Genomic DNA, 19,561 nt, shown 5'->3' on the forward strand with positions numbered 1-19,561 from the left:
AACCTGGTCGAGTGTGGGAGCGAGCCTGCTCGCGAAGGCGGTGTATCAGGCAACAGAAGGCCTACTTTTCAAACCCGCTGGAAGGAAACACATCAGTCCCGCGCCAACGCCGCACCGAACGCTGGAAGAACAAGCTGTTGGGCACTTGCACCATCGCGCTACCAGTACCCAGCTCTTCAGCCTCGATCAACGTGGTGTACAGCAGATTGATCGCCACTACCCGGCCTTTGACGCCCGGCTTGTCGGTGGTGTCCACTAACTCGACCACATCGCCCAGGCGAAACGGGCCGACGGTGAAAATCAGAATCGCGCACAACAGATTGGAGAGCACGCTCCACATGGCGAAAAACGCCACCGCCGCCACCGCGACGAACCCCGACAGCGCCGTCCAGAGCACCGTGGCAGAAACCCCGAGACGCTCCAGCACGAAAATCAATGCACTGCCCATGATCAGCCAACGCAGGCCGCCGCGCAGCGGCATCAGCAACTGCGGCGGAAACGGATAGCGCTCACCGAGGCGGGTCAGGCACTTGGCAACGAAACGCTGGGCGATGTAGCCCGCCAGCAGGATCAGCAGGATTTGCACACCGAGCCAGATCGGCTCGATCCACATCGCTGGCAGCGGCAGCCTGAAGGCCTCCATCAAGACAGCGCCTCCAGCTCCGCCTGCATGCTTTCCAGCAGTTCCAGGGCTTCCATCCAGGCTTCTTCCAGCTCCCCTTCGCGCACCTTCAGCTTGGCTTGCTCGGCCAGCAGGTCACGCAACTCGTTCTTGCGCATCGGCTCGTAGATATCGCTGTCGCCAAGGCTGGCATCGATCTTTGCGAGTTTCTCATGCAGCTTGCCCAGCTCGGCTTCGAGCTTGTCAGCCTCACGCTTGTGCGGCGCCAGTTGCTGGCGCAATGCAGCGGCAGCCTGACGCTGGGCTTTCTTGTCGGTCTTGTCCGGGTTGACCGGGGTGTTGCTGACCGGCGCATTGCGCTGGCGATACTCCACCAACCAGCGGGTGTAGTCCTCCAGGTCGCCGTCGAACTCCTCGACCTTGCCGTCTGCTACCAGATAAAAATTGTCGGTGGTGCTTTTGAGCAAATGGCGATCGTGGGAGACCACCAGTACCGCACCACTGAATTCCTGAAGGGCCATGGTCAGCGCCAGGCGCATTTCCAGGTCCAGGTGGTTGGTCGGTTCGTCGAGCAGCAACAGGTTCGGCCGGTCCCAGGCAATCAGCGCCAGCGCCAGGCGCGCCTTTTCGCCACCGGAGAAATTCAGTACTGGCTCGTCGATCCGCGCGCCGCGGAAGTCAAAGCCGCCGAGAAAATCGCGCAGGGTCTGTTCGCGCTCGGTTGGCGCCAGGCGCTGCAAGTGCAGCAACGGGCTGGCCTTGGCATCCAGGGAGTCAAGCTGGTGTTGGGCGAAGTAACCAACGACGGTGTTTTCGCCACGGGTCAAGCGGCCCGCCAGCGGCGAGAGCTCACCGGCAAGGTTTTTGATCAAGGTCGATTTACCGGCGCCATTCGGGCCAAGCAAGCCGATGCGCGCGCCGGGGGTCAGTTGCAGCTTGACCTTCTCCAGCACGGTTTTCTCGCCGTAACCCAGGCGGGCGTCGGACAGGTCGATCAGCGGGCTGGAAATCTTCTGCGACTCGCGGAAGACGAAGTCGAACGGCGAGTCGACGTGCGCCGCCGTCAGCTCCTCCATGCGCTCCAGGGCCTTGATCCGGCTCTGGGCCTGGCGGGCCTTGGTCGCCTGGGCCTTGAAGCGGGCGATGTAGCTTTCCATGTGCGCACGTTGCGCCTGCTGCTTCTCATAGGCCTGTTGTTGCTGGGCCAGGCGTTCGGCACGGGCACGCTCGAAGGCGCTGTAGCCGCCGCGATAGAGGGTGATCTTGCGTTGGTCGACGTGAGCCACGTGATCGACCACGGCATCGAGGAAGTCCCGGTCGTGGGAAATCAGCATCAAGGTGCCGGGATAGCTTTTGAGCCACTCTTCGAGCCAGATGATGGCATCGAGGTCCAGGTGGTTGGTCGGTTCGTCGAGCAACAGCAGGTCCGAAGGACACATCAAGGCCTGCGCCAGGTTCAGGCGCATCCGCCAGCCACCGGAGAAGTCGCCGACCTGGCGATCCATCTGCTCGTTGGTGAAGCCCAGGCCCGCCAGCAGCTTGCGCGCGCGGGCGTCGGCGGTGTAACCGTCGGCGCTGTCCAACTCGGAGTGGTAGCGGGCCTGTGCGGCACCGTCATGGGCCGCTTCGGCTGCCGCCAGGTCACGTTGCACCTGGCGCAGGCGCAAGTCGCCATCGAGCACGTAGTCGACCGCCAGGCGTTCGAGCGTGTCGACCTCCTGGCGCATGTGGGCGATACGCCAGTCTGCCGGCAGGAAGCAATCGCCCGAGTCCGGGTGCAGCTCACCCCGAAGCAAGGCGAACAGGCTCGATTTGCCGGCGCCGTTGGCACCGATGAGGCCGGCTTTCTGGCCGGCGTGCAGCGTCAGCTCGGCGTCTTCTAGCAGACGTTGCGGGCCACGCTGTAAAGTCAGGTTCTGAAGTCGAATCATAATGGCGGCGGAGTCTACCAGCTTCGCTCGCAACTGGCGCGAGTAGCACTATGTCCTCTGACCTGTGGAGCTTTTCCCTGACCCTTTATGCCCGTCCGGGCGTTGAACGGGCATGCCTGCAAATGCAGGCGGCCGGCGTCAGTGTGTGTCTGCTTCTGTGCGCGGCATGGCTGGGACAGCGGGGGGTCGCCTGCGATGAACAGCGCCTGAAGAAACTTCGCGGTGTGGCGCAAGCCTGGGACGTCGATGTCGTGCAACCGTTGCGGGCGCTGCGCGTGCAGTGGAAGGTTGCCGCCGCACAGGATGCCGAGCTGCACTTGCTGCGCGAACAGGTCAAGGCACTTGAATTGGAGGCTGAGAGAAATCTGCTGTTGCGCCTGGAGCGATCGTCTCGGGATTGGCCGCACGGTGTCGCGACCGATCTGGCGATCTGGCTGGAAGGTGTGACGGCGGAGGCCGCCCACCTGCACCGCGACGCGCTGCATCAGCTGCGCGTCGCGGTAACCGGCACTTAAGAAGCGCTGGTTGGGTTGGTGCTGGAGTTCGACGGTGCCACTGGCGTTGGCGCGGTGGAGGCTGTCGAGGTTGTTGCTGTCGGCGTAGGAGCAGCCGAAGCGGATGGCGCTGGCGTCGCTGGCTTGGCAGCTGGGGCCGGAGCCGGCTTGGCAACAGCGGCCGGTTTTTTCACGGCAGGTTTCGCTGCTGGTTTTGCTGCCGGTTTTGCTGCTGGCTTGGCAGCGGCGGGTTTTGCTGCCGGTTTCGCAGCGGCAGGTTTTGCGGCAGTGGCTGGTTTCGCTGCAGCCGTCTTAGCCGCTGGTTTTGCAGCAGGTTTCGCGGCAGGTTTCGCAGCTGCTTTCGCCGCCGGTTTGGCTGCTGGTTTTGCAGCAGGCTTGGCAGCGGTTTTCGCCACGGCAGGTTTGGCGGCAGGTTTCGCAGCCGGCTTCGCAGCGGCAGTTCTTGCGGCTGGTTTCGCGGCTGCGGTTTTGGCTACGGCAGGTTTCGCAGCTGCGGTTTTGGTAGCCGGTTTCGCGGCCGCTGTTTTAGCAGCAGCTGGCTTGGCAGCAGGTTTGGCAGCAGCGGTTCTAGCAGCCGGTTTTGCAGCACTGGCCGCGACAGGTTTTTTCGCTGCAGAGGTTGCAGCAGGTTTGGCTGCGGCTTTCACCGGTGCCTTGGCGGCAGGTTTGGCGGCAGGCTTGGCCGGTGCTTTTGCAGCAACCGGTTTGGCAGCGGCTTTCTTCGCAGGAGCCGCAGCTGGCTTGGCCGAACGCAGGGACAACGCCTTGCCGACAGCCTCTTGAACGCGACCAACACCCTGGGCCAGTTTCAGGCTTTCCTGGGCGTCGCGCTTGAGTTGCAGGATGTAGCCGCGAGTTTCCGATTGACGATCCTTGAGTGCATCAAGCAGGTCCTCGAGCTCTTTTACCGCGCCCTTGGCCTTGGCTTGCGCCTTGGCCTTTCCGGCCGCCGCTGCGTCCTGCAATTTGGTGCGGGATTTGTGCAGTTTCTCTTGCGCTTTTCCGCGCTGCTTTTCCAGTTTGGCGAGCAATTTTTCGGCATCAGCCAAAGCTTCGGAACAAGCGTTTTCCAGATGCTCGAGCAGGCTGCCCGAGAGTTGTTGGAGCAGGTGCAACGGAGTACTTACAGGCTTCTTGGTGGCCGACATGGTTTACCTCCTGGCTGGGGTGAGTGCGGCTCATACTAGACCTCTGCTGCTACCGCCGCTAGGGCATCTTGACAGTAACCAAAGCGCTGCGTTGCAACGAACTGAAAATGTTCTGCGCTGGCGCAAAAGCAGTTCACCTTTGAATGCATTCGCACTGGCATAATCGGCCGCATCCCAGGCTGGAGAGTGCCGATGTCGCGCTACCTTTTTTTATCGTTTTGCGTGTTTTTTTCCGCGGCTCAAGCCGCCGAAAAAAACCCGCAAAAAGACGCTCACGATCTCGCTTACAGCCTGGGCGCAAGTCTCGGCGAGCGCTTGCGCCAAGAGGTTCCTGACTTGCAGATTCAGGCACTGGTCGATGGATTGCAGCAGGCCTATCAAGGCAAGCCACTGGCGTTGAAGGACGAGCAGATCGAACAGATTCTGAGCGAGCACGAAACGCGGGTGAGCACGCAGACGCCTGCGCCGCAAAACACGTTGGCGCTGGAAAACGAGCAAAAATTTCTCGCCAGGGAAAAAGCCAAACCTGGCGTTCGCGAATTGGCGGATGGAATACTGCTGACCGAGTTGGCACCAGGTAATGGCATCAAGGCCGGACCAAACGCAAAGGTGCAGGTGCTTTACATCGGAAGACTTCCTGACGGCACAGTGTTCGACCAGAACAATCAACCACAGTGGTTCAGTCTCGATAGCGTGATCAGCGGCTGGCGCAGCGCGCTGCAAAACATGCCGGTCGGCGCCAAATGGCGCCTGGTGATTCCATCGGCACAGGCTTATGGCGCCGACGGTGCCGGCGACCTGATCGCCCCCTTCACTCCCCTGGTATTCGAAGTCGAATTGCGCGACGCCTCCAGCTGAAAGCACAAACGAAAAACGGTGCGCCATGGCGCACCGTTTTCAGGTTTTGCGGGGAGAGCGATCAGGCCTGAACCGAATCTTCTTCCTTGTGAGCGGTATGCAGCACTTCGATCAGGCAGTCTTCCAGTTCGAAGCGCTCATGCAGCAAGCCACCCAGCGTCTTGAACTCATCAGCAACACACTTCCCGGCATCGCACAGGTCGTTGAACGCGAGAAGTTTCTCGGTGATGACGTCGATGCGTGGGTAGAGGGTCTCGGCGAGCTCCAGGCCACGCTTGTCGTTGAAGGCCTTGGCCTCCCCCGTCAATTGTTCGTAGATCTCGAAATGGCCGGCGGATACGTAATCGACCAGGACGCCGCAGAACTCTTGCAAGGGCTTGCGGTTCTCGGACAGTGCCTCAGGTTTTGCTCCGAGCTTGTCGTACGCATCGATCAGCTCTTTACGCTCCTGCAACCAGCGGTCAATCAGCAGATGAACTCCACCCCAACGTTCCTGAGCATTCTGACAACTTTCGAGCATGGCGGTCTCTCTTCCCTTGTGGGTCATGCTGCTCTACACCTGTCACACACTTGAGAATCAAGATCGACCAGGCAGAGCGTCATCGAGCAACATAAATCCAATGACACGTGCGGGCCAGATTATGCCCGCACGACGGTGGCTTCAAGGTACTCAGACGATAAAGTTCATACAAGTGTTTAATCTTTGGCAAGCACCCGATGCGACGACTCGCCGCCGAGCGGTCGTCTGCTGGCGCTCAAGACCAGGCGTATCAGCTGATAAATTCCCGGAATCATCACCGCTACGAAGAACAGCAGACTCCATTCCGGAATGCTCAAATCGAACAACGTCCAGGCTATCCGCGGGCAGTCGACGGCACCCTGGAACAACTGCTGCGCAACCCGTAACCACGGGGCGCTGGTAAATACCTCGGCCAGGTCGGGCGAGCAGGCGGATAGTTGATGCACTGGGTCGTTTTGCAGCAATACCTGGCGCCAGGCCGTGAATGTGCCCAATAGGCCGCAGAACAGCCCGAGCAGCCAATACACAAAGGCCCCCAGGCGACCGGGACCGTGCACCGAAGCTATCAGGCTCAAACCGGTCAGCAGCGCCAGGCAAGCCCGCTGCAACAGACACAAGCCACATGGCTGGAGGCCGACCGCATATTCCAGGTAATAGGAAACGCCCAAGGCCAGGGCGCCTGCGATGAATACAGTGAAAAACAGGGAGCGGGGGCAGGCCAACGACATGGCGTTTCCGTAACAATAAGAGTCCGACAGCTACGGTAGTGGAAACCGCGCAACCCTTACAAGGCGGGCAGATGCAGACACTTCAGCAAATACGCTAGGAAATCCCGACAGGCATCGGAGGATCAGATGCAATGGTCTGTAGGACTTTGCTGAAGCGGGATTGTAAAGGGAGAATTCCGACAGACTCTGGAGCAGCGGATCGCCCATTCGAGCGATCCTTCTCAGGGGTCAAACGCGGGCCAGCACCGGCAACGGTGCCGCCAGCAAGCGCTCATCGAGCAAGCCCAGGCCTTCCTGGAATAGCTGGTTGCTGCGTTCGGTGTCTCCCATCTGTGCCAGCAGGCGGGCCAGTTCGGCGCATGCTTCCGGGTTGCGCTGTACCCGCAGACTGCTTTCCAGATAATCCCGGGCCTTGCCCCACAGGCTGTTTTGCAGACACAGGCGACCCAGCGTCAGCAACAGGCCGGGATCTGTCGGATGATCCTTGAGCCAGCCCTCGGCGAGTTGCAGCTGGCGAGCCGGGTCACTGCCGCGCACCAATCCATAAAGGCGCGCCAGATGGCTGTCATAGTTACGCTTGAGCGCCGTGCGCAAGACCTCTTCGGCCTGCACCTGGGCCCCCAGTTGCCGCAGCTGCTCGGCATAGGCGAGCACCAATTGCGGCTCTTGGCGCTGAGCCGAGGTCAGCTGTTGCCACGCGCGATCGAGCGCCTGTAAACCGAGCCCCCCTTCCACTTCCTTATGCGCCGCCAGGGACAGGTTCTCACCCCAGGCCCTGCGCTCCAGTTCGGCCAGTTCAGCCGCTGGCAGGACTTTGTCCTTGCGCAGCTCAGGCAGCAAGCGAATCACTGCCGACCAATCACCTCGCTGCTGATGCAGGCGTTGCAACTGACGCAGCGTCTGTGCGTTATGCGGGTGGCGCTCATGCATCGCCTGCAGGGTCGCCAGGGCGCCCTCGGTATCACCACGATCGGTCTGCAACTGCGCGTGATTCAAGGCAATCGCCAACTCGGCCTGGGGCTGACGCTCCAGGGCACGCTCCAGCAGGTTGTCGCTTTCTTCGTAGCGACCTTGCTCGTTCGCAGCCCGCGCCGCCCCGAGGTAGTAAAGCAGCGGCTGACGCTCGGCTTCCGCGGCCCGATGCAAGTGACGTTGCGCGCTGGCCCAGCGACCTTCGGCCAGGTCCAGTTGCCCATGCTCTATCGCCACCTGGACCCGGCGACTGCGATTGCGCCGTGACCACGGGTTGACCACGCCACCGGAGGTCGTCACCAGTTCGATCAACGCCTTGATCCCCCAGAAGACCAGCCAGAGAACGGCGATCAGTGCCAGGGTTGCCCACAGGCTCGATTCGTAGCGAAAGCTCTTGTAGGCGATCAGGACGTAACCTGAATGCTCGGCGATGGCCAAGCCCAGCGCAGCCGCAGCCGCAATGGCCAGGAACACGATCACATAGAGGCGTTTCATGGGGTGGCCTCCTGCGCGGCATTCGCGGCAGGTTTGGCCAGCGGCTTGATCGAGTCCTCGGCGTTGACGTTACGCCGCTCCAGATAGCCCTGGACCGCGCTCAGGGTGCCAGTCAGGTCCGGCGTGACCACGGAGACCGGCTGCTTGCTCAGTTCCGCTACCTGTTCGAGCATCACTTTGCTTTGGGGATTGTCGGGGTTGAAGTTGCCCTTGAGCACATCCCGCGCCTCTGCCAGTGCTTGTGAATACACCGCTGCCTGACCGTTGAGCGCAGCCCATTGCGCCTGCTCCAGCGCCAGGCTCAGGGCGAGGCGAACCTGACTCAGGCTCTGCCCGGCCAGCAAAGGACGAACATTCTTGTCGGCATTGAAATCGATACGGATGTAGCGCGAGATCTGATCCCACCACTGCGCCCAGCGGCTGGCGCCGTCGCCATCGGCGGTCAGTCCCAGCAAGGATTCGCCGCGATCCTTGTACTCGGGTGCAAGCTCGGTCAGGTTGATCACCTGGTCGCGCAACGCCCCCAGTCGCAGGAACAAACCGGTGCGATCCGGTTGTTCGGTGCTGCGCAGGGCCACCAGGGTCTTCGCCACCTGCTCGCGAGCGGCGAAGGAGCCAGGGTCATTCTGCTCACGGAGAATTTCATCGGCGCCCTGCACCAGGGCCTGGGCGCTGCTGATGTCCTGCAGCGCCGAGAGGCGCAGACTGGCCAGACGCAGCAAGTGCTCGGCCTCTGCCAGGCGCCAATCCTTGCGGCTGGCGCCAAGGACGGTTTCCAGGCGTTGATTGAGTCGCTGCTGATCACCCTGAAGCTGAATCACCAGCCGACTGCGCTCTTCCAGCACATCGGCGCCGGGCAGTTGCTCCAGACGCGCGCTCAGGCGTTGATCATTGAGTTTCAGGCTCTGTGCCTCGTCACTCAATGCCTGCACCTGACCCAACTGCTGTTGGTTGATCGCTTGCAGGTGACGCACCTGCCAGACCCCCCAACCACCCACCGCGACACCGGCAGCGCCCAGCAACAGCGCAACGATGGCCAGCCCATTGCCGCGGCGCTGCACCGCAGCAGGTGGCGGCTGCATTTCATCAACCGGCGCTTCAAGCACTGGCCGGACGTCATCTTTTGGCAAGGCTGTTTCGCTCACGTATCCATCCTTTGCATTAGAGAACGGGTTCGGGATGCTCCCGCAACGCCGTCAGCAATGCCGTGGCGCTGGCGCCACGACAATCCACAACTGTTTGGGCTCCGGCGGCACGTGCCAGCTCGGCGACCCTGGGGCTTGGTACAAACAACGGTAACCGCGACAACTGCGGCCAGGCATCGCCAGCCAATTGATGCAGGTGCTCAAAACCTTGTCCACTGCTGACCACCAGTGCATTCAGGCGTTCCGTTTCGATCCGCTGCTCCAGGGCTGCCGAGGGGTATTGCGGCAGCTCGCGGCGGTACAACTCCAGATACTCGACACTAGCACCTGCCTCGCGCAAACGCTCAGCCAGCAGTTCACGCCCACCCTCCCCGCGCAAAATCAGCACACGCGGATCAGGCCCGGCGAGAGCCTCGCGCAAACTCGCAAGCTCGAGCAAGGCTTCGCTGTCATCGCCCTCCTCCGGAAAGCTCACGTCCATGCCGTGATCCTGAAGAATCCGTGCCGTCGCGCAGCCGACGCTAAACCACTTTACACGCGGTGCTTGAGAGCAAAATCGCTCGAGCAGTTCGACGCCGATTCGCGCAGCGGGCTTGCTGACCACAATCACCGCACTGTAGCGATCGAGCTCGCGGATCACTTCGCAGATTGTGTCAGAGACAGGGATCGGCACGATGTCTAAAAGCGGCAAGCTACTGCTGAAAATCCCCTGGTCGGCCAAAAGACTGGCCAACGCCGCCGACTCATCCGCCGGACGCGTCAGCAGCAGGCGCCAGCCCGTCACTCGTGGCCTGCCTCGCCGTAGACCGCTTTCAGAATTTCGGCGGCGCCCTGGCTCAAAAGGTCTTCGGCCACTTGCACCCCCAACGCCTCGGCGTCACCACGCGGCGCTCGGGCCTGGGCACTGAGCAGCAGGCCGCCACTCGGATCGCCCACCAGGCCACGCAACCAGACCTGGTCACCCTCAAGCACGGCGTAGCAGGCGATCGGCACCTGGCAGCCGCCATTGAGGTGTTTATTGAGGGCACGTTCGGCGCTCACGCGGGTCGCGGTGTCCTGGTGATGCAGCGGTGCGAGCAGTGCGTGGATTTCGCTGTCGGCGGTGCGACATTCGATGCCCACTGCGCCCTGGCCACCCGCCGGCAGGCTGTCGTCGACACTGATGGCCGAGGTGATGCGATCCTCAAAGCCCAACCGGATCAAGCCGGCGGACGCAAGGATAATGGCGTCGTATTCGCCGGCGTCGAGCTTGGCCAGGCGCGTGTTGACGTTGCCGCGCAGGAAGCGGATCTCCAAATCCGGACGACGGCTCAGCAACTGGGCCTGGCGGCGCAGGCTCGACGTGCCAACGATGCTGCCCGCAGGCAATGCATCAAGGCTGGTGTAAGTGTTGGACACGAATGCATCGCGAGGGTCTTCGCGCTCGCAAATACAGAACAGGCCGAGACCTTCGGGGAAGTCCATCGGCACGTCTTTCATGGAATGCACGGCGATGTCGGCTTCGTTTTCCAGCAGCGCGGTTTCCAGTTCCTTGACGAACAGGCCCTTGCCGCCGATTTTCGACAGGGGTGAGTCGAGCAGCTTGTCGCCGCGACTGACCATGGGTACCAAGGTCACGAGCAGACCCGGATGGGCCTGTTCCAGACGGGCTTTGACATATTCGGCCTGCCACAGGGCAAGAGCGCTTTTGCGGGTGGCGATGCGGATCTGGCGAGAGGACATGGATCAATCCGTACTGAATAGATACGGCGGATAATAACAGCTCAGCCAAATCCACTTTGACTTGTATCAGAAACTACTCGGCCTCCCTGGCCCCGGATATCCGGCAATCGGGTGTGAAGTCCGCCAGCAACCAGCGAATCAAAGCTGTTGCATCATTTTCCGCACGCCGGCCACGTGGCGTCGGCTGACGATCAATGCATCGCCGTTCAGGCCCTTTAGAAACAGCTGGAAATGCCCCAGCGGTGTTCGTTGCAACCGTTCGATGCGCTCGCGAGCGACCAGTGCGTTGCGGTGAATACGCACGAAACGGTCACCGAACTCATCTTCAAGGGCTTTGAGCGGCTCATCCAACAGCACCTCACCGCTTTCGTGACGCAAGGTCACGTACTTGTGGTCGGCAATAAAATAGACCACCTGGTCCAGCGGGATCAGCTCGATCCCCTTGCGGGTACGAGCACTGATATGGCTGCGCGGGCCGTTGCCACTTTCGGCGGCAGGGCGAGTCAGGGCGGCGAGCTGGCCACGATTGGGCCGTTCGGCTTTTTTCAACGAGTCATGTAATTGTTCAGTTCGCACAGGTTTCACCAGATAGCCTACGGCGCTGGCCTGTAAGGCTTCCACGGCAAATTCATCGGGCCCCGTGCAAAACACCACGGCGGGCGGGGTTTCACGTTCGCACAATCGCGCGGCCACTTGCAGGCCATCGAGGCCTGGCATGCGGATATCGAGAAGCACGATATCCGGCTTGTGGCTGTCGATCAGTGCCAACGCTTCATCGCCGTTCGTAGCGCTGGGCTCCAGGACACTGTATCCCTCGAGCTCGCCAACCATTCGGCTCAGGCGCTCGCGGGCAATGGGGTCGTCATCAACGATCAGGACATTCATATTGCGCTGGATTCCTGCGTGAGTCTCGCACAAGGATAGCGTAGACAGGTGAAGTGACGTCCGTCACCGCGATCCACGCTAAGACTAGCGCGAGCGTCAAAAAGTGCCGCTGGTCGGGCAGCTAAATTTTTATCTGCCGGGCGATTAGCGGCCCAGGCCCGCTTTGGCGACACATCGCCACAGGGTTTGCTGATACGCAATATGAACACCCCCTCTTCTTATAGTCCTCTTGCGCACCGAGAAGTGCGCTCATCCTACTGTCCAACTGTAGACGGTTGCCGGAACGTTATTGCTCAATTGAAAAATATCGTTGTGCAAATTATTCGCACACAGGCTCTGACACCCCGGGCAATGAAAACCAGTCGACCAGTGCCAGCGACAGGATTGGCAACCCTGTTATTATCCGCGGCAGCTTTCAACGCCATCTTTCTACAGCCGATACGAGCGAATTCATGAGCACTGACAAGACCAATCAGTCCTGGGGCGGCCGCTTCAGTGAACCCGTCGACGCCTTCGTCGCCCGCTTCACCGCCTCCGTCACCTTCGACCAGCGCCTGTATCGCCACGACATCATGGGCTCGATCGCCCATGCCACCATGCTGGCCAAGGTCGGTGTGCTGACCGATGCCGAGCGCGACAGCATCATCGATGGCCTGAAGACCATCCAGGGTGAAATCGAGGCCGGCCAGTTCGATTGGCGCGTCGACCTCGAAGACGTGCACATGAACATCGAGGCACGCCTGACCGACCGCATTGGCGTGACCGGTAAAAAACTGCACACCGGCCGCAGCCGTAACGACCAGGTCGCCACCGACATTCGCCTGTGGCTGCGTGACGAAATCGACCTGATCCTCGGCGAAATCACCCGCCTGCAAAAAGGCCTGCTGGAGCAGGCCGAGCGCGAAGCGGGCAGCATCATGCCTGGCTTCACTCACCTGCAGACAGCTCAGCCGGTGACCTTCGGGCACCACATGCTGGCCTGGTTTGAAATGCTCAGCCGCGACTACGAGCGCCTGGTCGACTGCCGCAAGCGCACCAACCGCATGCCACTGGGCAGCGCCGCGCTGGCCGGCACCACCTACCCGATCGACCGCGAATACACCGCCCAACTGCTGGGCTTCGACGCAGTGGGCGGCAACTCGCTGGACAACGTGTCCGATCGCGACTTCGCCATCGAGTTCTGCTCGGCGGCCAGCATCGCGATGATGCACTTGTCGCGCTTCTCCGAAGAGCTGGTGCTGTGGACCAGCGCGCAATTCCAGTTCATCGATCTACCGGACCGTTTCTGCACCGGCAGCTCGATCATGCCGCAAAAGAAAAACCCAGACGTGCCGGAGCTGGTGCGTGGCAAGAGCGGTCGTGTATTCGGCGCGCTGATGGGTCTGCTGACCTTGATGAAAGGCCAGCCCCTGGCCTACAACAAGGATAACCAGGAAGACAAGGAACCGCTGTTCGACGCCGCTGACACCCTGCGCGACTCGCTGCGTGCCTTTGCCGACATGATCCCGGCGATCAAGCCAAAGCACGCGATGATGCGCGAAGCAGCCCTGCGCGGTTTCTCCACTGCCACCGACTTGGCCGACTACCTGGTGCGCCGCGGCCTGCCTTTCCGCGACTGCCATGAAATCGTTGGCCATGCCGTGAAATACGGCGTGGAAAACGGCAAGGACCTGGCGGAAATGAGCCTGGAAGAGCTGCGCAAGTTCAGCGACCAGATCGATCAGGACGTGTTTGCCGTGCTGACCCTGGAAGGTTCGGTCAATGCCCGTAACCATATCGGCGGGACAGCGCCGGCGCAGGTGAAGGCCGCCGTGGCGCGCGGCCAGGCACTGCTCGCCAGCCGCTAAAAGCTAAAAGCTTCGCGAGCAGGCTCGCTCCCACATTGGATGGTGTTCACACATCAAATTCTGTGGGAGCGAGCCTGCTCGCGATGACTGGTTTCAGAACACTACAATCTACTTCTTGGACGCGATCATCGCCATGAACGCTGGCATTGCCGCTTCCTTGTCCGCCGCAATTCGCTGAACATTCGGGTTATCGCCCAGACGCTCCAGCAGCGCCTTGGCTGCCGGCAGTTCCGCCAGCAGATCGATATCGAACAGCTTCTTCGCTACTCCGCACGCCAGCGGCACGCTGTACAGGAAATACAAATCCGCCACGCTGAGGTTTTCGCCTGCCACGTAGGGCTTGAATTTTCCATGACGGCCTAGCGCCGCAACACCTTGCAATAGTTCGACTTTGGTTTTTTCCTTGATCGCGTCCGGCACAGTCGCACCGAAAAAAGCTTGGGGGTAGCAGGCCCGCGCCGGCAGTTCGATGTACAGCTCGATCTCCTTGGCCAGTGCCAGCGCCTGTGCACGTTCAAAGGGGTCACCTGGCAGCAGCGGCGTGCCTTTCTGGGTTTGTTCGATGTATTCGAGAATCACACTGGTTTCATTGATGAAACCTTGGTCGACGCCCAGTACCGGAACCTTGCCGCGTGGACTGATGGCCAACGCTTCAGCGCTCTGGCCGGCGTAAAACGGCACTTCTTCGAACGGCAGTCCTTTCTCCAGCAGCGCCAGCTTGACCATGTTGTAGTAGTTGCTGACGGAAAAACCATAAAGCTTGAGCATCACATAGCCTCCAGGCCGTGCAGGGGTTGGCAGTGCCTGTTATAGAACGCCATCGCTATTCTCGCTAGCAGCATCACGGCCTTGAATGCAGGTAAACTGGTCGTCTTTCCCATGAGGAGCCTGCCATGAGCGAGCCAACCCCCGGCACCAACCAAGATGATCTCGATGACGAAGAGTTTGCCGAGAACACGCTGATCGAAGCGATCGAGAACCAGATCGAAAGCGAGAACCCTCCAGCCGCAAAAGCGACCTTCAACAAGCTGACGCTGGTGGGTTACGAGCGCGAGGAAATCCTCAACCTGATGGCCCACGTACTTGCGGTGGAAATCGACGCGATCCTCGAAGAAGACCGCGCGTTCAATACCGAATGGTACGAAGCCGCGCTGCGGGCTCTGCCCGAGCTACCGCCGGAAAAGAAATAACCCTGTCACGAACACTGGACATGCCGCACAAGTGGGATCACCTTAGGGACGCTGTCGCCAAATTCCTAGAAAGTCTGGAGTCCTTATGTCGCTTACCCCTGAGTTGGTTGCCGAACTGGAAGTCCTCGCACTCTTCAACCTGGACAGTTCCCAGGAAGGTTTGAAAATTCATCAGACCGCTGCCCCGAAACACATTGCCGCTGCCAAACGCCTGTTTGAAAAAGATCTGATCGACCAGCCCGATGGCGGCTATCTGACCAGCCTGGGCCGTGATGCCGCACAAAATGTGCAAACCGTGCTTACCATTCTGAAAGCCGAAGAAACAGCCTGAATTCCCCTGCACCGCCCACGGAAACTCCTGCTCAAGGATTTCCGCGGGCGCACTTTGTTGCCCGCTTTCGTCACGCGATACAAATCTGACGCCGGAAATAAAAAATCAGCTTAAAAGTCCCGGGGCCCAGGCGCTAAACTGCTTCTCATCCCGAGAGCCTCCACGTCCGAGCCCTGCGAGCCGGTTTGAGCTGACATGACCCGCACCCATGAAATCCGCCCCGATCTGGACCAGGGAATTGACCGCAAGGTGCTCAGCCAACTGCGCGCACGCTTCCTCAAGCTCAACGAAGGGCGCATGGCCCGTGCGATGGAAGGGTTGTCGACGCGCCAGCAAGGGGTATTGAACCTCCTGCCGCTGTTCTTCCATGTCAATCACCCACTGCTGCCGGGTTACGTTTCGGGCAGCACGCCGGCCGGGCTGTCGAATTTCGAGCCGGATGCCAACGTCCTCGCCGAAGCCCAGCGCTTGACCCGCTCCTTTTCCTATAAGCCGCGCCACGGCAGCAATCCACCACGGCCGATTCACGGCCTGTTCCTGATGGGTAGCCTCGGCACCCTGGCCCAGGCCGACCAGAGCGATATGGACGTGTGGGTCTGCCACAGTCCGGACCTGGGCGAAAACGAACTGACCGAGTTGCGCCGCAAATGCCAACTGCTCGAAGCCTGGGCTGCGACCCAGGGCGCCGAAGCGCACTTTTTCCTGATCGATCCGGTCCGCTTCGTACAAGGCGAGCGCGACGGCCAATTGAGTTCGGAAGACTGCGGCACCACCCAGCATTATCTGCTGCTGGACGAGTTCTATCGCACTGCGATCTGGCTGGCAGGGCGCACGCCAATCTGGTGGCTGGTGCCGGTGTATGAGGAAGCCAACTATGCCCAGTACACCCATACCCTGACGTCCAAGCGCTTCATTCGCGCCGATGAAACCCTGGACCTGGGCCATCTGGCCCGCATTCCGCCCGGCGAGTTCATTGGTGCCGGGCTCTGGCAGTTGTTCAAGGGCATCGAGTCGCCGTACAAATCGGTGCTCAAACTCCTGCTGATCGAGGTGTACGCCAGCGAACACCCCGGAGTCCAATGCCTGAGCCTGCGTTTCAAACAGGAGGTGTTCGCCAATCGGCTCGACCTCGATGAGCTGGACCCGTACGTCGTGGTCTATCGGCGCATCGCACAGTATCTCATCGCCCGCAACGAACCGCAGCGTCTGGAGTTGGTGCGCCGAGCGCTGTACTTGAAGGTCAACCGCAAACTCACCGGCAGCAGTGGGCGCACCCAGGGCTGGCAACGCTCATTACTTGAGCGCCTGGCCCGCGAATGGCAATGGGATCAGCGCCAGTTGGCCCTGCTGGATAGCCGCAGCCAGTGGAAAGTGCGCCAGGTCATCTCGGAGCGCCGGGCCCTGGTCAACGAACTGAATTTCAGCTATCGCTTCCTGACCCAGTTTGCCCGCCATGAACAAACCATCAGCCCGATCAACAAGCGCGACCTCAGCATACTGGGCAGACGACTGTACGCAGCGTTTGAACGCAAGGCGAACAAGGTCGAGTTCATCAACCCCGGAATTGCCCCTGACCTGGCCGAAGACACCCTGACGCTGGTGTACGCGCCGAGCAGGAAAGAACCGGACCAAAGCCAGTGGGGCTTGTACAACGGCAGCCTCACCGCCCTTGAGTGGGAACATTTCGCCCCGATCAAACGCAGTCGCCATTTAATCGAGCTACTCACCTGGTGCCACCGCAACGGCGTGATCGACAGCAGCACGCGCCTGGCCTTGCACCCGGGCAGCAGCGACCTCAGCGAATTCGAGCTGTTCAACCTGCTTGGCAGCCTGCAACAAAGCATTCCCCTGCCACTGCCGACCGTCGCCGAAAAAGCCCTGCTGCGCGCCAGCGCGCCCAGCGAAGTGCTTATCCTGGTAAACGTTGGCATCGATCCGCTCAAGCACCACCGCGAACTGAACATTCTGATGACCACCGAGCGCACCGACTCCTTGAGCTACGCAGGCGTAAAGGAAAACCTGGTGCTGACCCTGGATCAGGTCACGCTCAACAGTTGGAACGAGGTGCTGATCAGCCGCTACGACGGTCCCCACGCACTGCTTGATTGCCTGCGCGACTATCTCAACGCTCTGCCGGGTGGGCCACGCCAACCCAGGTTGAGAGTGCGTTGTTTTTGTCACAACCGCGCGCAATTCATTGCCCAGCGCGTCGAAGACATTCTCGAAACCGCGCAGAACCTGCTGCTGAGCAATCTCAATCATCGCTATCTGATCCAGGTCCAGCAGCATTACCACGTGCTTGAGCTGATACCCGGCCAGGTCAAGCACATCGCTCAAGCCACGCTGCCGGGACTGCTGGACTGCCTCGGGGAAGACCGGACGAGCTACAGCCCGCTGCACCTGGACCCGATGGCATTGGACGACCACGACCTGTCCTTGCTGCTGCCGATGGGTCGGCCGGACTGCATCCAGGTGTTCTACCGGGTCAATGAAGCGCAGGCAGATCTGTACGTGCTCGATGAATTCAATGCCTTGTGGCAGCAACGGCTGCCGTGGCATGACGAGCAAAGCCTGCTGGTGCCGCTGCAGCGTTTCCTGCAATCGATCCAGTACCGGCGCGACGCCGCGTTGCCGATGGACACGGCTCAGCCTGCGAACCTGGACACCCGGTATTACCAACTGCTGCCTTCGGGTACGGGCCGGGCGCGGCGGGTGGATGCGCGGTCGGCACCGCAAACCCCGGCCAACAAACCCTTCTATGACGTACAGGCGATCGTCGGCAAAGCCGCGCCGGGCAAGTTGCAGGTCACGTTGTATTGCAATCAGCGGGAGTTTAGCGAGCTGGAACATGGCGACCAGCTGTTCAGCGTGGTCGCCCGGGAAATCGTCGAGCAGCGCCACGAGACCGAACGCTACCGCTGCTACATCACCGATCTGGACCTGTCAGGCCTGCTCGGTGATGGTCAGGGGTCAAGCAATCTGTACCTGCGCTACAAGGCCGACCTGGAGCGCGCATTGAACGAGGCGCTCGGGCAGGTCTGAAGGGGCGTCACTCGGGGAAGGAGCCGCCATTGGCTGGCTGCGATTCGACTTCAAGCAGGGTCAGTTTCAACGTCTTGCCGCCCGGTGCCGGCCAATCGATGTGCTGGCCGACTTTCAGGCCCAGCAACGCGCTGCCGACTGGCGCCAGAATGGAAATCTTGCCTTCATCGGCGTTGGCATCCTTCGGATACACAAGCGTCAGGTGGTAGTCCTTGCCACTGCCTTCTTCACGGCAATGCACGCGGGAATTCATGGTCACGACATCGGCGGGCACTTCATCGTGGCCGACCACTGTATCGGCGCGATCCAGTTCGGTTTGCAGCGCGATAACGCCCGGCAGCGATTCATCCAGGCTGTCGATCAGACGCTCCAGACGCTGAACGTCCAGACGGGTAAGGGTGATGGAAGGTGCGGTCATGATCAGGGCAGACTCCTTTCTTCTGCACGAAAAAAGCAAAACCCCGCCAGAAAAAGGCGGGGTTTTCACAAGCCTCGATGGGTTGAGGCGTTTCTGGACACTATCACAGCTCAAAAAATATACAAGCCGCCACCGGCGTACGGCTGTGTGCCCCTACCGGGGATTGGCGGTAGTTTTGCGTTGAGAGGCCTGGGCGCAGATCACCCGGCGGCGCTCGTCATCCGCCGAGCGCCATTCGCGGATGTCTTCCACATGACGGAAACACCCGAGACAGACCTTCTGCTCGTCCAGTCGACACACGCCGCTGCACGGTGAAGGCACCGCCGGGCTGACGTTGCTGTAAAGCGGCTTGGGAGGGCGAGCAGGCGCGGACTGGGTCACGAGGTTACAGGCCTTCGAAATCGAGTTCGACGTCAGCCTGCTGCTTGACGATGCGTTCAAGCATTTCGCCCAACTGCTCTTCGCTCTTGTCGCACATCCAGCGTTCGCTTTCTTCGTCGTAGTCGAAGTGGAAGCCGCCGGACACAGCTGCCAGCCACAGTTGGCGCAGGGGCTCCTGGCGACTGAAAATCAGTGCGGTGCCGTTTTCAAATTTGACGGTCAGCACACCGGCCGAACTCTCCAGATCGATATCCAGGTCGCTTTCGTCAAAGATGTCTTCCAGTTTTTCCTGGGTGGCATCGACCAGATCGTGGAAACGGGCTTCGGACAAACTCATTGCGGCAACCTCAAAAAATGTCTGATCAGGCTCAAGCGCCGCAAGATACGGACGCTGCTTGCCGAATGCAAAGGATTACGAATTGTGGGAGCGAGCCTGCTCGCGAAGAGGTCGGCACATGCAACATCATAGCTGCCCGACCCACCGTTTTCGCGAGCAGGCTCGCTCCCACAGGGACTCCATGATACCGACTGGGATCTTGCAAGGCCCGCCGGACGGGAGCCCCGTCGCATAGGCAAGCTGCCGGGTGGCCGGTATACTCCGGCGCAATTAATGCATTTTCAAGGATTTCGCCATGAAGCGCCTGATCTCTTCCCTTGCTGCGCTCCTCGCGGTTGCCTGCCTTGTGTCGGCCTGCGGTCAAAAAGGCCCGCTGTACCTTCCCGATGAAGATCAGGACCCTGCAGAGCAAGCCAAGTCCTCGCAAAAGCAGCCCTCCAAGTCGCACAAGCACGACGTCTACCAATAAGGGAA

21 protein-coding genes are annotated in these 19,561 nt (G+C 60.7%); 7 read left to right on the top strand and 14 right to left on the bottom strand.

The window, feature by feature from the left end:
• Nucleotides 1-61 precede the first annotated feature (61 nt).
• Nucleotides 62-643, bottom strand: coding sequence for a mechanosensitive ion channel family protein (locus tag QLG10_RS00095; RefSeq protein ID WP_179054467.1), 582 nt, complete (start codon nt 641-643; stop codon nt 62-64).
• A complete protein-coding gene (locus QLG10_RS00100; protein ID WP_008066418.1) occupies nt 643-2,553 on the bottom strand; it encodes an ATP-binding cassette domain-containing protein in 1,911 nt (636 codons plus the stop codon). Before QLG10_RS00100 ends, QLG10_RS00095 begins: the two co-directional genes overlap by 1 nt.
• Before the next feature lie 50 nt (nt 2,554-2,603).
• Between QLG10_RS00100 and QLG10_RS00105 the strand changes: the two genes are divergently transcribed.
• The gene (locus QLG10_RS00105) at nt 2,604-3,068 is read left to right on the top strand and encodes a TIGR02444 family protein (protein ID WP_110748058.1); all 465 of its coding nucleotides are present in this window, start codon (nt 2,604-2,606) and stop codon (nt 3,066-3,068) included.
• Here QLG10_RS00105 and QLG10_RS00110 read toward each other — a convergent pair.
• The gene (locus QLG10_RS00110; protein ID WP_282485229.1) at nt 3,065-4,216 is read right to left on the bottom strand and encodes an AlgP family protein; all 1,152 of its coding nucleotides are present in this window, start codon (nt 4,214-4,216) and stop codon (nt 3,065-3,067) included. The genes QLG10_RS00105 and QLG10_RS00110 overlap by 4 nt on opposite strands.
• Nucleotides 4,217-4,408: 192 nt before the next feature.
• On the opposite strand from QLG10_RS00110, the gene QLG10_RS00115 reads away from it, so the two are divergent.
• Nucleotides 4,409-5,074: an FKBP-type peptidyl-prolyl cis-trans isomerase gene (locus QLG10_RS00115; protein WP_110748064.1), complete on the top strand. Its 666-nt coding sequence runs from the start codon at nt 4,409-4,411 to the stop codon at nt 5,072-5,074.
• Between the two features lie 61 nt (nt 5,075-5,135).
• Here QLG10_RS00115 and rsd read toward each other — a convergent pair whose 3' ends face one another.
• From rsd to QLG10_RS00150, 7 genes are all read right to left on the bottom strand, one after another.
• A complete protein-coding gene (rsd, locus tag QLG10_RS00120) occupies nt 5,136-5,594 on the bottom strand; it encodes a sigma D regulator (protein WP_179054471.1) in 459 nt (152 codons plus the stop codon).
• A gap of 176 nt (nt 5,595-5,770) precedes the next feature.
• The gene (locus tag QLG10_RS00125; protein WP_110748067.1) at nt 5,771-6,322 is read right to left on the bottom strand and encodes a disulfide bond formation protein B; all 552 of its coding nucleotides are present in this window, start codon (nt 6,320-6,322) and stop codon (nt 5,771-5,773) included.
• A 228-nt stretch (nt 6,323-6,550) separates the two neighbouring features.
• The gene (locus tag QLG10_RS00130; protein ID WP_282485230.1) at nt 6,551-7,789 is read right to left on the bottom strand and encodes a heme biosynthesis protein HemY; all 1,239 of its coding nucleotides are present in this window, start codon (nt 7,787-7,789) and stop codon (nt 6,551-6,553) included.
• Entirely contained in the window at nt 7,786-8,934 is a 1,149-nt protein-coding gene (locus QLG10_RS00135; protein WP_110748071.1) for a uroporphyrinogen-III C-methyltransferase, read from the bottom strand. Before QLG10_RS00135 ends, QLG10_RS00130 begins: the two co-directional genes overlap by 4 nt.
• Before the next feature lie 16 nt (nt 8,935-8,950).
• Nucleotides 8,951-9,718, bottom strand: coding sequence for a uroporphyrinogen-III synthase (locus tag QLG10_RS00140; RefSeq protein ID WP_248679077.1), 768 nt, complete (start codon nt 9,716-9,718; stop codon nt 8,951-8,953).
• Entirely contained in the window at nt 9,715-10,656 is a 942-nt protein-coding gene (gene hemC, locus QLG10_RS00145; RefSeq protein ID WP_248679078.1) for a hydroxymethylbilane synthase, read from the bottom strand. Before hemC ends, QLG10_RS00140 begins: the two co-directional genes overlap by 4 nt.
• A 138-nt stretch (nt 10,657-10,794) precedes the next feature.
• Complete coding sequence (locus QLG10_RS00150) at nt 10,795-11,541, bottom strand: LytTR family DNA-binding domain-containing protein (protein WP_282485231.1); 747 nt, start codon at nt 11,539-11,541, stop codon at nt 10,795-10,797.
• A gap of 452 nt (nt 11,542-11,993) precedes the next feature.
• Here QLG10_RS00150 and argH point away from each other — a divergent pair, with 452 nt between their 5' ends.
• Complete coding sequence (gene argH / locus QLG10_RS00155) at nt 11,994-13,388, top strand: argininosuccinate lyase (RefSeq protein ID WP_033039373.1); 1,395 nt, start codon at nt 11,994-11,996, stop codon at nt 13,386-13,388.
• Nucleotides 13,389-13,496: 108 nt separating this feature from the next.
• Here argH and QLG10_RS00160 read toward each other — a convergent pair whose 3' ends face one another.
• Nucleotides 13,497-14,156: a glutathione S-transferase gene (locus tag QLG10_RS00160; protein ID WP_282485232.1), complete on the bottom strand. Its 660-nt coding sequence runs from the start codon at nt 14,154-14,156 to the stop codon at nt 13,497-13,499.
• 125 nt (nt 14,157-14,281) lie between these two features.
• Between QLG10_RS00160 and QLG10_RS00165 the strand changes: the two genes are divergently transcribed.
• The 3 genes from QLG10_RS00165 (at nt 14,282) to QLG10_RS00175 (ending at nt 17,951) form a co-directional block, all read left to right on the top strand.
• Nucleotides 14,282-14,578, top strand: a complete 297-nt coding sequence (locus QLG10_RS00165) for a hypothetical protein (RefSeq protein WP_110748085.1) — start codon at nt 14,282-14,284, stop codon at nt 14,576-14,578.
• A gap of 85 nt (nt 14,579-14,663) precedes the next feature.
• Complete coding sequence (locus QLG10_RS00170) at nt 14,664-14,909, top strand: TIGR02647 family protein (protein WP_110748088.1); 246 nt, start codon at nt 14,664-14,666, stop codon at nt 14,907-14,909.
• 195 nt (nt 14,910-15,104) lie between these two features.
• Complete coding sequence (locus QLG10_RS00175) at nt 15,105-17,951, top strand: class I adenylate cyclase (protein ID WP_282485233.1); 2,847 nt, start codon at nt 15,105-15,107, stop codon at nt 17,949-17,951.
• 7 nt (nt 17,952-17,958) lie between these two features.
• On the opposite strand, the gene rnk is transcribed toward QLG10_RS00175, so the two are convergent.
• The 3 genes from rnk to cyaY form a co-directional block, all read right to left on the bottom strand.
• Nucleotides 17,959-18,369: a nucleoside diphosphate kinase regulator gene (gene rnk, locus QLG10_RS00180; RefSeq protein ID WP_020799336.1), complete on the bottom strand. Its 411-nt coding sequence runs from the start codon at nt 18,367-18,369 to the stop codon at nt 17,959-17,961.
• Nucleotides 18,370-18,522: 153 nt separating this feature from the next.
• On the bottom strand, nt 18,523-18,750 hold the full coding sequence (locus tag QLG10_RS00185; RefSeq protein WP_110748097.1) for a DUF1289 domain-containing protein: 228 nt from the start codon (nt 18,748-18,750) through the stop codon (nt 18,523-18,525).
• Nucleotides 18,751-18,754: 4 nt separating this feature from the next.
• Nucleotides 18,755-19,087: an iron donor protein CyaY gene (gene cyaY / locus QLG10_RS00190; RefSeq protein ID WP_020799338.1), complete on the bottom strand. Its 333-nt coding sequence runs from the start codon at nt 19,085-19,087 to the stop codon at nt 18,755-18,757.
• Nucleotides 19,088-19,382: 295 nt separating this feature from the next.
• Here cyaY and QLG10_RS00195 point away from each other — a divergent pair, with 295 nt between their 5' ends.
• Entirely contained in the window at nt 19,383-19,556 is a 174-nt protein-coding gene (locus QLG10_RS00195) for a lipoprotein (protein WP_020799340.1), read from the top strand.
• Nucleotides 19,557-19,561 lie beyond the last annotated feature (5 nt).

It is taken from the genome of Pseudomonas sp. V98_8, assembly GCF_029967975.1.
Classification (GTDB): Bacteria; Pseudomonadota; Gammaproteobacteria; order Pseudomonadales; family Pseudomonadaceae; genus Aquipseudomonas; species Aquipseudomonas umsongensis.

Coding starts and splice junctions, on each gene's coding strand:
- argH (WP_033039373.1), top strand. CDS start 11,994: ATGAGCACTGACAAGACCAATCAGTCCTGGGGCGGCCGCTTCAGTGAA.
- QLG10_RS00095 (WP_179054467.1), bottom strand. CDS start 643: ATGGAGGCCTTCAGGCTGCCGCTGCCAGCGATGTGGATCGAGCCGATC.
- QLG10_RS00165 (WP_110748085.1), top strand. CDS start 14,282: ATGAGCGAGCCAACCCCCGGCACCAACCAAGATGATCTCGATGACGAA.
- QLG10_RS00130 (WP_282485230.1), bottom strand. CDS start 7,789: ATGAAACGCCTCTATGTGATCGTGTTCCTGGCCATTGCGGCTGCGGCT.
- hemC (WP_248679078.1), bottom strand. CDS start 10,656: ATGTCCTCTCGCCAGATCCGCATCGCCACCCGCAAAAGCGCTCTTGCC.
- QLG10_RS00125 (WP_110748067.1), bottom strand. CDS start 6,322: ATGTCGTTGGCCTGCCCCCGCTCCCTGTTTTTCACTGTATTCATCGCA.
- cyaY (WP_020799338.1), bottom strand. CDS start 19,087: ATGAGTTTGTCCGAAGCCCGTTTCCACGATCTGGTCGATGCCACCCAG.
- QLG10_RS00170 (WP_110748088.1), top strand. CDS start 14,664: ATGTCGCTTACCCCTGAGTTGGTTGCCGAACTGGAAGTCCTCGCACTC.
- QLG10_RS00110 (WP_282485229.1), bottom strand. CDS start 4,216: ATGTCGGCCACCAAGAAGCCTGTAAGTACTCCGTTGCACCTGCTCCAA.
- QLG10_RS00100 (WP_008066418.1), bottom strand. CDS start 2,553: ATGATTCGACTTCAGAACCTGACTTTACAGCGTGGCCCGCAACGTCTG.
- rnk (WP_020799336.1), bottom strand. CDS start 18,369: ATGACCGCACCTTCCATCACCCTTACCCGTCTGGACGTTCAGCGTCTG.
- QLG10_RS00105 (WP_110748058.1), top strand. CDS start 2,604: ATGTCCTCTGACCTGTGGAGCTTTTCCCTGACCCTTTATGCCCGTCCG.
- QLG10_RS00195 (WP_020799340.1), top strand. CDS start 19,383: ATGAAGCGCCTGATCTCTTCCCTTGCTGCGCTCCTCGCGGTTGCCTGC.
- QLG10_RS00115 (WP_110748064.1), top strand. CDS start 4,409: ATGTCGCGCTACCTTTTTTTATCGTTTTGCGTGTTTTTTTCCGCGGCT.
- QLG10_RS00160 (WP_282485232.1), bottom strand. CDS start 14,156: ATGCTCAAGCTTTATGGTTTTTCCGTCAGCAACTACTACAACATGGTC.
- rsd (WP_179054471.1), bottom strand. CDS start 5,594: ATGCTCGAAAGTTGTCAGAATGCTCAGGAACGTTGGGGTGGAGTTCAT.
- QLG10_RS00175 (WP_282485233.1), top strand. CDS start 15,105: ATGACCCGCACCCATGAAATCCGCCCCGATCTGGACCAGGGAATTGAC.
- QLG10_RS00150 (WP_282485231.1), bottom strand. CDS start 11,541: ATGAATGTCCTGATCGTTGATGACGACCCCATTGCCCGCGAGCGCCTG.